The sequence below is a fragment of the Taklimakanibacter deserti genome, assembly GCA_003574785.1.
On the sequence record QORU01000016.1, the window covers coordinates 173,093 to 188,413 of the forward strand.

The following is a 15,321-nucleotide window of genomic DNA, read 5'->3' on the forward strand; positions in this document are numbered from 1 at the left end:
TCGAGCTTGTGGTCGTCATCTCCCCAACGCCAAAGGCACGAGATTGTGGTCGTCCGCGCTTGCTTCGCTTCGCAGATCGCTGATATGGTCTGACGCAGCGAAAGGTTACCGCCCATAGCTGGCGGCACGGGTCTGGGGGGCGCCCATGTCGATGTCGTCATATCTTATCGTCGGCTTCATAGCGCTTGTGCTGGTGGCCTGGCTCTTGAACTCGTGGCTGCGGCTGCGCCGCGCCGAGTTCATCCGCACCTATAAATGGCCGGCGGGCTTGCTGCAGAAGCTTGCCGAGCACCATCCGGATCTCGCGCGCAAGGACACAGCACTTGTTTCGCGCGGGCTGCGCCAGTTCTTCATCGCCTATCTGATGAGCGGCAAGCGCTTCGTCTCGATGCCGTCGCGCGTTGCCGACGATCTCTGGCACGAGTTCATCCTCTACACGCGTGAGTACAAACGGTTCTGCCGCGGCGCATTCGGCTCGTTCCTGCACCACACGCCGGCGGTCGTGCTGAGCGTGAACCGCCAGGGCAATGAAGGCCTGCGCCGCGTGTGGTGGTACTGCTGCAAGTATGAGAACATCGATCCTCGCCAGCCGACACGGCTGCCGCTGCTGTTCGCGCTCGATGCCAAGCTGAACATCCCGAATGGCTTTCGCTATCACCCGCAATGCGAGGCGTTGCGCGCGGGCGCTGTTACGGCGGGCACTGGTGCGGTTGTCTACTGCGGCGGCGACTTTTCAAGCACATCGGTCGACGGCAGCACCGCGGGCTTCGGCGACAGTAGCGACGGGGGTGATGGCGGGGGCGATGGCGGCGGCTGCGGCGGTGGCGGCGGAGATTAGGTTGCCGAATAGGCCGCAGCCGACATCGAGCCGGCGCGCGTTTGAGGGTGGATCAACTCAGCGCGGGATTTCCTGCTTTGGCCAGGACGGGCTCGGACATTTGCCGCCGGTCGTGCTCGTCTGGTTGTAGAAGTTCACGCAATCGAACCAGTAAGGCGTCTGCGTCGCCCAGGGCGTCGTGCCGAACTTCTCATGCAGAACCTCATAAGCGGCTTTCGAGTATGCCCCATGACCGCCATGCCAGTTGCAGCCATAGCGCGTCGTCCGGATAGCCTGGGCCAGCGCCTCGGCCGCCGCCATATCGTCCTTGGCCGCCCCCTTGCCCCATTTGGTTGCGGCATTCGTGAGCAGCTTGGGCGCGCTCGGCATGGAGCTCAGTCCCTTGATTTCTTTCCAACTGACGCTTTTGACCAGCGGATGCGCCTTGAGCACGCTCTCGCGCTTCTTGCCGAGCGTCGCCGCGGCATCGGCTTCCATGACGGGCTCGAGCTGCTTGGCCGACCATTGGGCGCGCTGCATGCCGGTGAGCGAGTCGAAATCCTCGCGCAGGCCGCCGAGCTGGCGGTCCGGCTCGAACGGGCACCACCAGTTCTTGTCATTGTGATCGAAGGAATCGAGCGTCGTGACGTCGCCGCCGCCGGTCATGGTGATCGGCTCCCAGATGCCGGGCGCGTTCACCAGTATGCCCATGCGCGGCGTGCGCAACATGGTCAACAGCCGCCGGTTGGCGTCCTTGGCCTTGGGATAATCCGCCGCGACCTTGTCCGCCACTGCCTTGACCTGCGGATTGAGCGCGTGGAGCTCTTCGGTGAAGGATTTCTCAGGCACGCCGCCGCGCGCAAAGACTCTCGTCCAGGCGGTGCGCACGAAGAGCGCGCGCTCTTCCGGCGTGAACAAGCTCTCGTTCTTCGCCATGGCGCGGAGATCTTTCGCCGGCAGGAAGTTCAGGATCGGCAGACCCGTCTTCAGCGAATAATGCTTGAGCGCCTTGTCCCATTGCGCGCGATCTTCCGCCGACCACATGGCGATCTGCGCCAGGTTGTTGGCGCCGCCGCCCGGATCCTGGGCGAGCGAGGCCCACAGATCGTCGGTGAGCAGGCGGTCGCGGAATTTCCGCGCCTCCTCGACCATGCCCTGCCCCAGGAGATATTGGCCGAGCGGCAGGAGCGAATTCTGCACATAGGCGACGGAGTTCTTGACCGGATAGGCTTCGAGCCCGGCATAGGCTTCGTCGAACTTGCCGGCAAGGGCCGAGAGCCTCACCGCATGGGTGAGGAGCGTGCCGGCGGCCGCCGTCTCGGGCGCCGTGCCGCAGCTGTCATTGGCGGCCTTCGCGGCCGCCTGCGCCTTGTCCCACAAAGCCTGCCGTGTCGCATCGTCGGGCTTGGCTTTCAGCGCGTCGAACACGTCCTTGGCCAAAGGCGGCGTGCCCGATGTCAGCGCCAGCGTCCGGTCGACCAGCGATGCGGTGCGCGCCTCCCATTTTGGGCCGATGAGCTGCCAGGGGGCGCGCTCATAATAGTCCTGCGTGGTCTGCCCGCCGATCATCCAGGCGGCCATCGGATGCTGGCGCGTCGCATCGACGATGGCTTTGGAGATGGTCGGATTTTCCGGCAGCTTGCCGTCGAGCCACCAGTCGTCGGACTTGCCGCGGATGCCGAGGAAGTCGATGTCATAGAGGGCCCTGCCATAGGCTTTGGAAAGCTCGGGCGAAGCCTTGATGTCCGAGGCCTGCTTGTCGAGCACGCCGATGGTCTCATTGATCAGGCCGCTCCAGCCCGGTGCCGTATCCTCGAGATTGGCGATATAGCCCAGGAGTTCCTGAGTGATGCCATGAACGCTCGCCAGCGCCGGATCGGCGAGGATGGCATTGGCTTCGTTGCGCGCTTCGGCGAGCTGCTTTCCATTGGCCAGAATGTTGGCCACCATGTAGCGCGCCGCGCCCTTATGCGGCGAATTGGAGGCACCGATCGCCTTGTAGAGATCGAGCGACTTTGCGCGGTCCGTATAGAAGACGAGCGAGGCCTGCTGATAGGCCCGGTCGGCTTCCTGCAGTTCCTTGACCGGCGATTGCTGGTCGGCAAGCGGGCCCGGCAGCTCGGCGATCTTCTCGCCGTCGCACGCCGCCAACACCGCGAGTTGCACGGTGACCCACTGCTTCACATAGGGGCTGGTCTTGCCGAGATCCGCGACGCGCTTCTCGAGCACCTCGCGCGGATAGCCGAGCCGGCATTCATAACCGTAGTAATTGGGCTGCTTCGCGTCAGGCGAAATCTCGGCAATGAGCTTCTTGAGGGCGTCGGCATCCTGCCAGGAGGAATAGCCGCCGTAATCGGGATCGATCATCGGATCGCCGAGGCCCTTCAGTACCCGATAGGTGCGCGCCGAGAACGGCTCGCGCGCATAGAGATCGACCGCACTCGAAATCCTCTGCGCATCGCGCGGCGTGCCGTCCGGACAGGCGGTCTGCGCCAAAAGCGGGGTGGCGCTGAAAGCCATGAGGGCGATCAGAGAAACGATCCGGCGGGACATGGGCGACTCCCCTTATTCAGAAAGGGAGAATCATACCGTCATATGCAGGCTCGATATAGGGGGGAAGCTCGGCTTTCAGCGTCCCGTAATCGAGGTCGATATGCATGTTGGTGAGGACGGCGCGCTTCGGCTTCAGCCGCTCGATCCAGGCGAGCGTCTCGGGCAGGCTGAAATGACTCGGATGCGGCACCGGCCGCAGCGCGTCGACCACCCACAGATCGAGGTCGCTGAGCGCGGTGAGGCTCTCATCCGGGATGCCGTTGACGTCGGGCGTATAGGCCACATCGCCGATGCGGAAGCCGAGAGCGGAGATGTTGCCGTGGGCGACGATGAAGGGCAGAGCGGCGATCTCGCCCCCCTTCCCCGCGATCCTGACCATTTCGCCGGGGATGATCCGGTTGAGGGCGAGGATCGGCGGATAGTCGCTCCCGGGTGCTGTGACGAAGCAATAGCCGAAGCGGCTGACGAGCAGGCTCGCCGTCTTCTCATCGGCCCATACCGGGATCAGATGCCGCTGCCTCAGATAGAAGGCGCGGAGCTCGTCTATGCCGTGGGTGTGGTCGGCATGCTCATGGGTATAGAGCACGGCATCGATTATATCCGTGCCGGTCGCCAGCATCTGGTCGCGCAGATCGGGAGACGTATCGATGAGGACGCGCGTCTCGCCCGTCTCGCCTTTCAGGCTGAGCAGCACCGAGCAGCGCCGCCGCCGGTTCTTCGGCTCATTGGGATCGCACAGGCCCCAGGCATTGCCGATGCGCGGCACGCCGCCCGATGAGCCCGAGCCCAATATGGTGAGCGTACCGGCCATCCTTACGCGGCCCAATCGGGCTTCGGCACCTTGTCGAACAGGGCGAAGAAATTGCGGCTCGTTACCTCTGCCATTTCGGCCGGCGTCACGTCCTTCACTTCCGCGAGCTTCTCCAGCGTCTTCACGACGAAAGACGGCTCGTTCGTCTTGCCGCGGTAGGGAACGGGGGCAAGATAGGGCGCATCTGTTTCAACCAGGAGACGGTCCATAGGCACGAGCCTGGCCGTCGCGCGGATGTCCTCGGCATTCTTGTAGGTGAGTATGCCTGAGAAGGAGACATAGGCGCCGAGCTTGAGGCCGCGCATCGCCAGTTCGGGCTTCGACGAAAAGCAATGGAGCAGAGGCTTGAACGTCCCCTTCCCCATTTCGTCTTCCAATATGGCGGCGGTATCGGCTTCCGCTTCGCGGCTGTGGATCACGAGCGGCAGGCCGGTCTCGCGCGCGGCGGCGATATGGACGCGGAAGCTTGCGGCCTGCTGATCGCGCGGGCTGTGGTCGTAGTGATAGTCGAGGCCTGCTTCGCCGATGCCGACCACCTTGGGATGACGGGCGAGATCGACCAGTTCCGCGGCCGTGACATCGGGCTCCTCGGCGGCATTATGCGGATGGGTGCCGACGGTGCAGAAGACATTGTCGTGGCGCTCGGCGAGGGCGAGGACCTGGTCGAATTTGCGGACCCTGGTGCCGATCGAGAGCAGGAGCCTGACCCCTGCCCCTTCGGCGCGCGCCAGCACAGAGCCCAAATCTTCGGCAAGGCCCGGATAATCGAGATGACAATGGCTGTCGATGACGTTCATGCCGGCTGAGACGTGGCTTCCGCTTCCTCGACATAGCGCGGGAAGACCGCGGCCGGCGCCGGCAGCGGCGTGCCCGAAGCGAGCCGGCTTACCTTGCCCAACGCGGCGAAATCGCGTTTGTCCTCCGGAACGGCGAGAAGATCGAGCAGCTTCGCGGCCGATGCCGGCATATAGGGCTGCACCAATATGCCGACCTGGCGCAGGATCTCGGCGGTCACATAGAGCACCGTCCCCATGCGCTCAGGGTCCGTCTTCTTGAGCGCCCAGGGCTCCTGGCTCGCGAAATAGCGGTTGGCATCGGCCACCACTTTCCAGATCGCATCGAGCGCCCGGTTGATGGCCTGGACGTCGTGATGCGTGCGGCATTCGGCGAGGAGCGCATCCGTCGCTGCGAGGATCACCTCGTCCTCGGCCGCAAGCTTGCCCAGAGCCGGCACCTTGCCGGCGCAATTCTTGCCGATCATCGACAAAGAGCGCTGCGCCAGGTTGCCGAGATCGTTGGAGAGATCGGCATTGATGCGCGCGATGATCGCCTCGTGGCTGTAATTGCCGTCCTGGCCGAAGGGCACTTCGCGCAGGAAGAAATAGCGCACCTGGTCGACGCCGTAGCGCGAGACGAGCTCGCCCGGCGAGATCACGTTGCCGACCGACTTCGACATCTTCTCGCCGCGGTTGAACAGGAAGCCATGGCCGAAGACGCGCTTCGGCAGCGCCAGCTCCGCCGACATCAGGAAGGCCGGCCAGTAGACGGCATGGAAGCGCACGATGTCCTTGCCGATGATATGGACATCGGCCGGCCAGTAATGGTTGCGCGGGCTCTTGTCCGGCCAGCCGGTGGCGGAGAGATAGTTGGTCAGCGCATCGAGCCACACATACATGATGTGACCCTCGATGCCGGGAACCGGGATGCCCCAGTCGAAGGTGGTGCGCGAGATCGAAAGATCCTGCAGGCCGCCTTTGACGAAGCTCACGACCTCGTTGCGCCGCTCGGCCGGGCCGATGAAATCGGGCTGGTCGGCATAGAGCTTGAGGAGTTTCTCCTGGTAGGCCGAGAGCCTGAAGAAATAGCTCGCCTCCTCCACCCATTCGACCGGCGTTCCGGTCTTGGTGGAGAATTTCTGGCCGTCGCGGTCCTCGATCTCGTCGGCGCCGTAAAAGGCTTCGTCGCGCACCGAATACCAGCCGGAATAGTTCGACAGATAGATGTCGCCGGCGGCTTCCAGGCGCTTCCACAATGCGCTGACCGTGTGCTTGTGGCGCGCTTCCGTGGTGCGGATGAAATCGTCATTGGAGCAGCCGAGCAGCGCCACCATGTCCTTGAACAGTTTTGCCATCTCGTCGACGAAATCGGATGCACTGCGCCCCTGTCTACGCGCTGTCTGCTCGATCTTCTGACCATGCTCGTCGGTGCCGGTCAGGAACATCACGTCATAGCCATCGAGCCGCTTGAAGCGGGCAAGCGCGTCCGTTGCCAGCACCTCATAGGCGTGGCCGATATGGGGCGCGCCATTGGGATAGGAAATGGCGGTGGTGATGTAAAATTTCTCTTTCACTACAAGACCTTGGCTAACCTTAGGAGACATGGCGCGAATGCCGCGCCGCCGTTGAGGCGTCGAGGTTTAGGGCATTTGCCCAGCCAAGGGAATGCCCTTGAGCCAGCCTCGATAGCGCACGATGAGCCCGGTCACGGGATGGCTGATCTCGACATGAAAATGAAAGCGTCCCTCTTCCACCGTCTCATATGCGATCGAGCGCGGGCACAGGACCATCGGCATCGGCATGCCGAAGGCACACCAGCGCCGCAGGATGAGCGACAGGCGTCCGTCCTCGAGCACCAACGCCATGGCGAATGTCAAGGAGCCGAAGCGTTCGCAAAGGAGGCCTTGGGACCGGCCGCTGCCCGCGAATTGCCGGCTGCGGAAACTGTGCTCTCCAAAAGTCCGGGTCCAGGTCTCGATCCCGTCCGCGGCCTCGAAGCGCAGGCTCACCTTCGTATCGGTGCTCGCCGCGGGAAACCCGATGACGAAAGCCGCCAGGCGCGCCAGCCATCCTCCTCCGCGCTCTACTGAAGCGCGACCTTCCGCCAAAGCGCTCCCTTCGACATCATGCATGGCGCGGATTTCCGCCGGCAGGTCATGCCAGGCTGAATTCAGGATCCGGGCATAGAGCGGCGCTCGCATCGTCTGGCGGACTTCTATGAGGCCCTGCTTGCTCCCAATATGCCCAGCATATCGAGCACGGTCTGGCGGCGTTCGAGATTGAGCGCGCTGGCCTGGCGAAGGGTGTTGCCGATTTCCTCATGCGCCCGGGCCAGGGCGGCCCCTCCGCCGGCGAGCGCCGAGCGCCGCGCCAGATCGGCGACATGGGTCAGGAGAAGCTCGGAGAAGATCATGAAGTCCTCGCCCATATCGCGCCCTTGCAGGCCGTCGGCGATGGATATTTTGGCAGGAAGGTCAATAGGTTGAGAGCGCGACATCAACTGCCGCAAGAGGTCGAAATACTTCGCCCCGTCCGAGTTCAGGAGCTCGAGAGCCCGACCCGGACTGCCGCGCGAGAGTTGTGCCGCGCGCTTTATGTCCTCCGCCCCCTGCTCGGCCATGCCCTCCAGCACCGTGATGGTGTCGGTCTCGCTCAACGGGCTCAGATCGAGCCTCAGGCAGCGCGAGCGGATCGTCGCGAGGAGCCGGCCCGGCTGATGGCTGACCAGAATGAACAGCGAATGGGCCGGCGGCTCTTCCAGGATCTTGAGCAGCGCATTCGCCGATTCCGTATTGAGATCCTCCGCCGCATCGACGATGCAGATGCGCCAGCCGCCCTCGCCCGCGGTGCGCGCGAAGAAGCCCGAGGCCCGGCGCACGTCATCGACCGCTATCTCGCTCTTGAGGCGCTCGCCCTTGGCGTCATAGGCGCGCTCGAGGACGAAGAGATCGGCATGGCCGCGCGATGCGATGCGATGCGCAACGGGCGCTTCGGCGGGAACGAAGAGGCTCGTGCTGCCGGCGGCCGATTGGGGATTGGGATGCGACAGCAGAAAGCGCGCCAGGCGAAAAGCAAGCGTCGCCTTGCCGATGCCGCGCGGCCCGGCAAAGAGCCAGCCGTGATGCATCCGCCCGGATGTGTATTGGCGCAGCAGCAGCTCTTCCGCCGCCTGATGGCCTACGAGATCGGTGCGCCGGCGCGGATGGTGCTCGCCTTCGCGCGGATCTTCCGCGTCCTCGCTCATAGGGCACCGGCGAGCGGTTGGACGAGGCGCCAGATATCTTGCGCCACTTCCTCATAAGGCCGGCTCGAATCGACGATACGGCAGCGCTTGGGATCGCGGGCCGCGATGGCGAGAAAGCCCTCGCGCAGCTTGCGATGGAAGGCGAGGCCCTTTTTCTCGAAGCGGTCCTCGCCGTCGGCGCGTTTTTTCGCGCGCGCCAGGCCCAGTTCCGGATCGACGTCGAGGATCAAGGTGAGATCGGGCCGGGTCTCGCCGACGATCTTCTGTTCCAGGCTTTCGATCAGCGCCATGTCGCAGCCGCCGGCGAAACCCTGATAGACGCGGGTCGAATCCATGAACCGATCACAGATCACGAGGTCTCCTCGCGTGAGCGCCGGCCTGATCGTCTCGCGCAGATGCGATTCCCGCGCGGCGTAATTGAGCAGCGTCTCGGCGGTCGCCGACCAGCGCCCGACCGCGCCGATGACCAGGAGGGCGCGGATGTCTTCGGCACCAGGCGATCCGCCCGGCTCGCGGGTCAGGAGGACGCCCCTGCCCTTCGCGCGCAAGGTCTCGGCCAGATCGCGGGCATGCGAGCTCTTGCCGGTGCCTTCGCCCCCTTCGAAGGTAATGAAACGGCCGGTCACGTCAGCCGCCGAGGGCCATATAGATGAGGCTATCCCAGGCCTTGAGCCACATGGAGGACACAGGGGTGACGTCGCGCGCGGTTTCGACCGGGAACTCGGCCACCGTGCGCCCCTCGAGATTGAATTGGATGATGCCGGCTTTCTCACCAGCCTTCACCGGCGCCATCAGGGGGCCGGTATAATGCAGATCGACGGTGACCTTCTGCTGCTCGGCCGGAGACAGCAGCACCCTGATCGATTGCGGCGTCACCAGATCGACCCAGCGGCTGTCGCCGCCCCAGACGCGGGCGCGCCCGACGCGGTCATTGGCGCCATAGACTTCGATGGGACGGAATTGCCTAAAGCCCCAATCGAGGATTTTCTGCGCCTCCTTGCGGCGCTCCTCGATCGATGCGGCACCCGACACGACAATAATGAGCCGGCGCCCATCACGCATCGCCGAGCCGACGAGATTGTAGCCCGCCTCCTTGGTGTAGCCCGTCTTCATGCCGTCGGCGCCTTGATAGTCGACGAGAAGCGGATTGCGGTTCTTCTGCGAGATCTTGTTCCAGGTGAATTCGGGCTGGCTGTAATAATGGTAATATTCGGGATAGGTCTTGATGATGTGCTGGGCGAGCAGCGCCAGCTCGCGGGTGGTCATCTTGTGTTCGGGGTCGGGAAGCCCCGTGGAGTTGCGGAAGACGGCCTGGGTGAGGCCGAGCGCGCGTGCCTTCTCCGTCATGCGGTCGGCGAAAGCCGGTTCCGATCCGGCTATCCCCTGGGCGATCGCGATGCAGGCGTCATTGGCCGACTGCACGATGACGCCCTGGATGAGGTCGGAGAGTTTGACCTGCGAATTGAGCGTCGCATACATGGTCGAGCCGCCGGATGGCGCGCCGCCGCGCCGCCAGGCATCCTCGCTGATCAGGAATTCCGTATCCAGGGTGATCCGGCCGTCCTTCAGCGCGTCGAAGACCAGGAGCGCCGTCATCAGCTTGCTCGTGCTGGCGGGCGCCATCAGCTCATCGGCATTTTTTTCATAGAACACGAGACCGGTGCGCGCATCCATCAGGATGGCGCGCGGCACCGTGGTGTCGAGCGGCGGCGGCAATGGCGCCGTCTGCGCGGCAGCGCCGGCGATCGCGAGCACGCTCGCAAATATGAAGGCAAGAACGCGATGGATGATCATGGGGCTGAAGCTAGAGCAAATCCCGCCAAAGTTGAAGACTTTGGCGATAAGGATTTACGCCCATCAGCCAAGCTAAATTGTGACGGATCCACGGCCGACTAGAGTGCGGCGTTCGCCATGATGAGCCGGGCATCGGGATGGCCGAGATCGACGGCCTGGCGCAATGCCAATTGGGCCTGGCCTTGGTTCTTCATCGGCCCGATGCGCACGCGATAGAGCGGCCCTTGCGAGCCCATGAGCTCCTGGACCTCGACCGGACCCGAATTCGCGAGTTCCTCGCGGGCGCGCTCGGCATTGTAGGGATCGGCGAAGGAGCCGACCTGCACGAAATAGTCGGGCGTCTCATAAGCGGTGCTGGCGGAGGCGATATTGGTCTGAACCGTCGGATAAGACTCGAAACCCTGGTCGACCGCCGCGACCTCGGTCTCGCCGGTCGACCACCCCTCGGCCGCCGCCATCATCCGGTTGAGGGGCGTGCCGTTGCGCAATTCGCGGTTCATGGCCGCCAGATGCTGACCCTGGTCGTTGAGCGGGGCCGGCCCGATATATTGGACGCGGACCTTGGCCATGCCTTGCGGCTTGAAGGCCAAAAGCTCGGCCGAGCGGCGCGACATGTCGATGATGCGGGTGTCGACGAAGGGACCGCGATCGTTGACGCGCACCACCACGCTGCGGCCGTTCTGGAGATTGGTGACCTTGGCATAGCTCGGCAGCGGCAAGGTCGCATGCGCCGCGGTCAATTCGTTCATGTCGAACCATTCGCCGTTCGACGTCATGCGGCGATGGAATTGCGGGCCGTACCAGGAAGCGATGCCGACCTTGTCGTAGCCCGGCTGCTCCTTGGGCGTGAACCAGACGCCGGCGACTTCATAGGGCTTGCCGACATGGTAGCGTCCGCCGCCTTTCGGCAAGGGTCCGGCCTTCGAATAATAAGGGCTGCCGATGCCGGCGAAGGGATCCTTCTTCTTCGACGACGAGCACCCAGCCGCGATCAGGCCGATGGCGATGAAGACGGCTGAATACTTCAGCAGTTGACGCATGGACTATTCCCCATTCACGGGCCCCCCGGCCCGTTGCACAAGCGTGCAATGGGAAAAGTTTTGGCGTCGCGCCCGTAAAGGCGGCGTTCACAGACGTGGTTAACAGATCATGAGGGGGCGCCGACAGTCAGTCGGGTGCCATCGCTGGTGAAGAATGGCGCGCTTTACCCGCCTGAAGAATCCGACTTGACCTTCTTCTCCGGCACCGGCGGCGGCTTCGGCTTGCCCTCGAGCGGATTGTTGGCGCTGAGCGGCGCCGGACCGCTGCTGCTGTCGGTGGACTTTGCCGCAGGCTTGCTGTCGAGGGGATTGTCGGCGCTGAGCGGTGCCGGACCGCTGCTGCTGTCGGTGGACTTTGCCGCAGGCTTGCTGTCGAGCGGATTGTCGGCGCTGAGCGGTGCCGGACCGCTGCTGCCGTCGGGGGCGGCCTTGATCGCGGGCGGCAAGGTCACGGCCGGCTTGTCGGGCGCCGCCGCTGTCGGCTGGACCGACGGATTGGCTTCCGTCTTGATGACCAGCGGCTCGATCCGCTTGGCGCTCTTCTCCGCCGCGTCGTTGCCTTTCTTGGCTGCCTCGCGATAGAGGAACAGCGCCTTCGCCATGTCCTGCTCGGTGCCCCAGCCTTTTTCATAGAGGCCGCCGAGATTGTTCATGCCCCAGTCATAGCCCTGATTGGCCGAGCGCTGGAAAAGCTCGAAGGCCTTGGCGTAATCCTCTTCGACGCCCTTGCCGGAAAGATACATCAGGCCGAGATTGTTCTCGGCCATGGCGAGCTTGGTATCGGCGGCCTTGCGGTACCATTCAACGGCATCCTTGTCGCTTTGCGCGACGCCGAGGCCGTGCTGGTAGCAATAGCCGAGCCAGTTTTGCGCTTCGGCATGGCCCTGCTTGGCGGCCGCCTCGTAGAGCTTGGCCGCGCGCTCCGGATTCTTCTTGAGCCCGGGTGCCCCTTCATGGAACAGCGTCGCCAGCTTGAACTGGGCATCGGCATTGCCCTGGTCGGCGGCTTTGCCATACCATTTCGACGCTTCCGCCTTGTTGACCTTGACGTCCTTGCCAGCGGCCAGAGCTTCGGCGACGGCGAACTGCGCCTCCTCATCGCCCGCTTTGGCGAGCGCCAACTTCTTCTTGAACGGCAAGGTGTCGAGCGTCTGGGCGGCGGCGCTCAAAGACGTCAGGGCGACAATGCTCATGCCCGCCAGAGCAAGACCCAACCTGCGCATCATATGCAAACTCCCGGTCTCATCATCGATCGGTGACCGAGTCTGGCCACAAAATGTGTCAGCACTCTGGCCACCCTACGCCCCTGTCGGGGCTTCGGGTGGCAGACCACCTTTCTCAGTGGACGCAGGGAGACTCAGTTCAATTTCTTGAAGGTGTTCGTCTTGCAGAAGATGCCGGCGACGCAGCCTTTCAGCTTCATGGTGCTGCCCGAGAGCGTCATGGTGGCGCTGTAGGTGCGCCCGTCATCGGCATTGTAGATATTGCCGGCCCAGGTGTTGTCGCCGGTCGGCTTCATGTCGCTCAACACCGCGAGGCCCATCAACGGGCGCTTACGCAGGGCCGGGTTCTTGTTGTATTTGTCGATCTTCGCCGAGCCGTCGGCATAGGTCGGCTCCTTGAGTCCGACGATATTGGCGCAGACCTCGCCGCCGCACTGGCGGACTTTCACGGTCACTTTGCCATTGTCCAGACGCCATGTCCCCGACGGATCAGCCGCGAAGGCAAAGCCGGTTGTGGCCAGCAGGCCGAGAACGGCGAAGCTGATGGTTTTCATTATCGATCTCCAGTCGTTGTGCCGATTTAGGGGAACTATGTAGATCCCCTTGATTTATCACAAGTCCATGACCACCACTTTGGTTGACGGCATGGCAACATCGTGTCGACTTTGCGGCATGGACGGCTTATTGGCAAATGCCGTTAATTCCATTTTCTCCTTTAACTACAGAGGTTTCAGGATTGTTCCGCAGGCGGCGCATCAAACTGCTCGGGGAAGATGCATGGCCCTTGCGCCCTGCCCCAGCAGTGCTATGTCTCCGCGGCCTTCCCTGGAGGGGTGGCAGAGCGGTCGATTGCGGCGGTCTTGAAAACCGTTGAGGGTTCACGCCCTCCGGGGGTTCGAATCCCTCCCCCTCCGCCATTTCTGATGCTTAAATATGGCAGCCAAGGGAGCCCCGTAATCTGGAGGCAAAGGCTTGTCGTGGATGACGATTGAATGCCTCGCCAAAGCGGTGACGGTTTCTGTGGTTTGTGCTGGGTTGGTGGCTTGCTCAGCCTCCCATTCTGCCAAAATGGATGACGCTGAGACGTCTGTTCATGCGGCCTTGCTTCCGGCCGGCACTCTCACAGGCGTCCAAACCACGCAGGCCTTGTCGGATCGAAGTTTCACCTTCCTCCTGCAAGGCATCAAAGGTTCCGTCACTTTTCATGGCGATGGTACGCTGAGCTATCGGGCTGCTGTTGCGGGCGAAGGGACGGGCGTATGGCGGGCAAGCGATGGAGGCCTCTGCCAAACGCTCAACCCGACCCGCTTTCTGCCACGGGGAATGCGCACCGTTTGTTATGCCTTTGTATCGACGGGCCAGGAATACAGATGGGGCAAAGCGCGCTATAGGCCCGTTTAAGGCCTATCGGGGCGGGCCGGTAGGGGACGGATAACTCCATGAGACAAGGAGACTGGAAGCTGGCGCTGGGGACCGCGGCCGTTGCTGCATTACTTTCCGGCTGCGCCAATTCTGAGAAGGCCGACTCTTCGGCGCCAGGCACTCACCAGACAAGCCAAGCGCCTCCGGCGGCGCCGGCTCCACAAGTGGAAGAAAGCGGACAAATAGACCCGCTGGTGGCTGAAGAAGAGCGAAACTCATCGCCTTATAAGCCAGTCCTGAAGACGCCGACGTCACCGGCTCAATCACAATAGATCTCAATTTTGGCGGCGCGGCCCCTGTAAACGAACCTCTGCGCCGCGCAGTGGAAATCAAATATGCCTATGAACGGAGAGCAATTTTCGTAATTCGACCGGGACACCGCGCTGAAGCGAATTGGCCACGGTGGAGATTTCGCGCGCCCATTTGCGGTCCCGCCGCGCTCGATGCCGGCGCGCCGCGGGGCATGTAGGAAGCCCTTCCCCTGTTGCTTCGCCCTGTGCTCAAGACGCGCGAGAGGCGTCCTTGACACGAACGGCACCGTTCGCTATCCGCACCTCATGACCAAGAACCTCTTCATTGCCGGAATGTATTACGGGCCGCTCTATTAGCGGCGGGGTGCTTTGTCGTCCTTCAACCGCTGCTTGGCCAGCGGTTGTGACCCGGTAGACGGTAGACAGCTCTGGCTCCGCAGCCTGTCAGCGGAGTTCTCGGAATGCCTCCCTTCGAAGAAATACCTACCCTCCAAGATGTGTCGCATCGGCCTCGCCGTCTCCGGTCCCTTGGCCTCATCGGCTTCGGCGCTTTTGGACGTTTGGTCGCTCGCCACCTTTCGCCACACTTCACGCTCCATGTTTTCGATCCGGCCTTCGCCGGGAGCGCGGGACTAGCCGAGACGGCCGGGTGCCAGGTTGTGGTGATCGCCGTTCCCGTTGCAAGCATGTCGGAAACGCTGAGGGTCATCGCACCGCTCGTCAGACCTGGAGCACTGGTTCTCGACGTTGGATCAGTGAAGGTCGAACCTGCGCGACTCATGCGAGAACTGCTTCCTCCTCATGTCGACATCGTCGCGACGCACCCGCTTTTCGGCCCGCAAAGCGCGCGCCATGGCCTGCGCGGCCTCAAGATCGCGCTTTGCCCTATAAGGGGGGACAGTCACAGGCGCGTTGCCGCTTTCCTTCAGATTGCACTCGGACTCAAAGTGATCGAAACGACGCCCGATGCGCATGATCGAGACGCCGCACTTTCGCAGGGCTTGACCCACCTCATAGCGAAGGTGCTCGTGAAAATGGAGCCGCTGCCGGATCTGATCACCACGCGCAGCTTCGATCTGCTTTATGAGGCTATGGAGATGGTACGCCATGACCCGCCCGAACTTTTCGATGCGATTGAACGCCTGAACCCGTACGCCTTGGAGGTGCGCCGCCGCTTCTTCGACCTTGCCTCGGCTCTCGATGCCGACTTGCACTAAGGCCTGTTTACAATCATATTAGCTGGGACGATTCCCAAATCATCGGAAATTTGATTCAAGGCTGAAAACTGGAGGGCAGCCTTGATTCGATTGATGTTGAACGATGCGCAATGGCAGCGCATTGCGCCGGAACTGTCTGGAAAGCCGGGCGATCCCGGTCGCAGTGGACGCGA

13 protein-coding genes and 1 tRNA gene are annotated in these 15,321 nt (G+C 62.9%); 3 read left to right on the top strand and 11 right to left on the bottom strand.

Going from position 1 to position 15,321, the window contains the following annotated elements; all coding sequences use genetic code 11:
* The first annotated feature begins 151 nt into the window (after positions 1-151).
* Positions 152-838, top strand: a complete 687-nt coding sequence (locus DS839_RS29180) for a glycine-rich domain-containing protein (protein ID WP_119274058.1) — start codon at positions 152-154, stop codon at positions 836-838.
* A 57-nt stretch (positions 839-895) separates the two neighbouring features.
* On the opposite strand, the gene DS839_RS29185 is transcribed toward DS839_RS29180, so the two are convergent.
* The 11 genes from DS839_RS29185 to DS839_RS29235 form a co-directional block, all read right to left on the bottom strand.
* Positions 896-3,370: a hypothetical protein gene (locus tag DS839_RS29185; RefSeq protein ID WP_119274031.1), complete on the bottom strand. Its 2,475-nt coding sequence runs from the start codon at positions 3,368-3,370 to the stop codon at positions 896-898.
* A gap of 16 nt (positions 3,371-3,386) precedes the next feature.
* Complete coding sequence (locus DS839_RS29190) at positions 3,387-4,181, bottom strand: MBL fold metallo-hydrolase (protein WP_119274032.1); 795 nt, start codon at positions 4,179-4,181, stop codon at positions 3,387-3,389.
* A gap of 2 nt (positions 4,182-4,183) precedes the next feature.
* A complete protein-coding gene (locus tag DS839_RS29195) occupies positions 4,184-4,978 on the bottom strand; it encodes a TatD family hydrolase (protein WP_119274033.1) in 795 nt (264 codons plus the stop codon).
* On the bottom strand, positions 4,975-6,561 hold the full coding sequence (gene metG / locus DS839_RS29200; protein ID WP_119274034.1) for a methionine--tRNA ligase: 1,587 nt from the start codon (positions 6,559-6,561) through the stop codon (positions 4,975-4,977). The genes DS839_RS29195 and metG overlap by 4 nt, the downstream gene beginning before the upstream one ends.
* Positions 6,562-6,597: 36 nt before the next feature.
* Positions 6,598-7,158: a DUF4166 domain-containing protein gene (locus DS839_RS29205; RefSeq protein WP_119274035.1), complete on the bottom strand. Its 561-nt coding sequence runs from the start codon at positions 7,156-7,158 to the stop codon at positions 6,598-6,600.
* Between the two features lie 14 nt (positions 7,159-7,172).
* On the bottom strand, positions 7,173-8,201 hold the full coding sequence (locus DS839_RS29210; RefSeq protein WP_119274036.1) for a DNA polymerase III subunit delta': 1,029 nt from the start codon (positions 8,199-8,201) through the stop codon (positions 7,173-7,175).
* A complete protein-coding gene (tmk, locus tag DS839_RS29215) occupies positions 8,198-8,827 on the bottom strand; it encodes a dTMP kinase (protein WP_119274037.1) in 630 nt (209 codons plus the stop codon). Before tmk ends, DS839_RS29210 begins: the two co-directional genes overlap by 4 nt.
* Position 8,828: 1 nt before the next feature.
* A complete protein-coding gene (locus DS839_RS29220) occupies positions 8,829-9,995 on the bottom strand; it encodes a D-alanyl-D-alanine carboxypeptidase family protein (protein WP_119274038.1) in 1,167 nt (388 codons plus the stop codon).
* 98 nt (positions 9,996-10,093) lie between these two features.
* Positions 10,094-11,035: a septal ring lytic transglycosylase RlpA family protein gene (locus DS839_RS29225; protein ID WP_119274039.1), complete on the bottom strand. Its 942-nt coding sequence runs from the start codon at positions 11,033-11,035 to the stop codon at positions 10,094-10,096.
* A gap of 164 nt (positions 11,036-11,199) precedes the next feature.
* Positions 11,200-12,261 (bottom strand): tetratricopeptide repeat protein, encoded by a 1,062-nt coding sequence (locus DS839_RS29230; RefSeq protein ID WP_119274040.1) that lies wholly within the window; start codon positions 12,259-12,261, stop codon positions 11,200-11,202.
* A gap of 131 nt (positions 12,262-12,392) precedes the next feature.
* Positions 12,393-12,812 carry a DUF2147 domain-containing protein gene (locus DS839_RS29235; RefSeq protein ID WP_119274041.1) on the bottom strand — a complete coding sequence of 140 codons (420 nt, stop codon included), beginning with the start codon at positions 12,810-12,812 and terminating at the stop codon, positions 12,393-12,395.
* 273 nt (positions 12,813-13,085) lie between these two features.
* On the opposite strand from DS839_RS29235, the gene DS839_RS29240 reads away from it, so the two are divergent.
* Together DS839_RS29240 and DS839_RS29245 are read left to right on the top strand one after the other, a co-directional pair.
* Positions 13,086-13,175: transfer RNA gene (locus DS839_RS29240), tRNA-Ser, on the top strand.
* A gap of 1,415 nt (positions 13,176-14,590) precedes the next feature.
* Complete coding sequence (locus DS839_RS29245) at positions 14,591-15,148, top strand: prephenate dehydrogenase/arogenate dehydrogenase family protein (RefSeq protein ID WP_438816554.1); 558 nt, start codon at positions 14,591-14,593, stop codon at positions 15,146-15,148.
* Positions 15,149-15,321 lie beyond the last annotated feature (173 nt).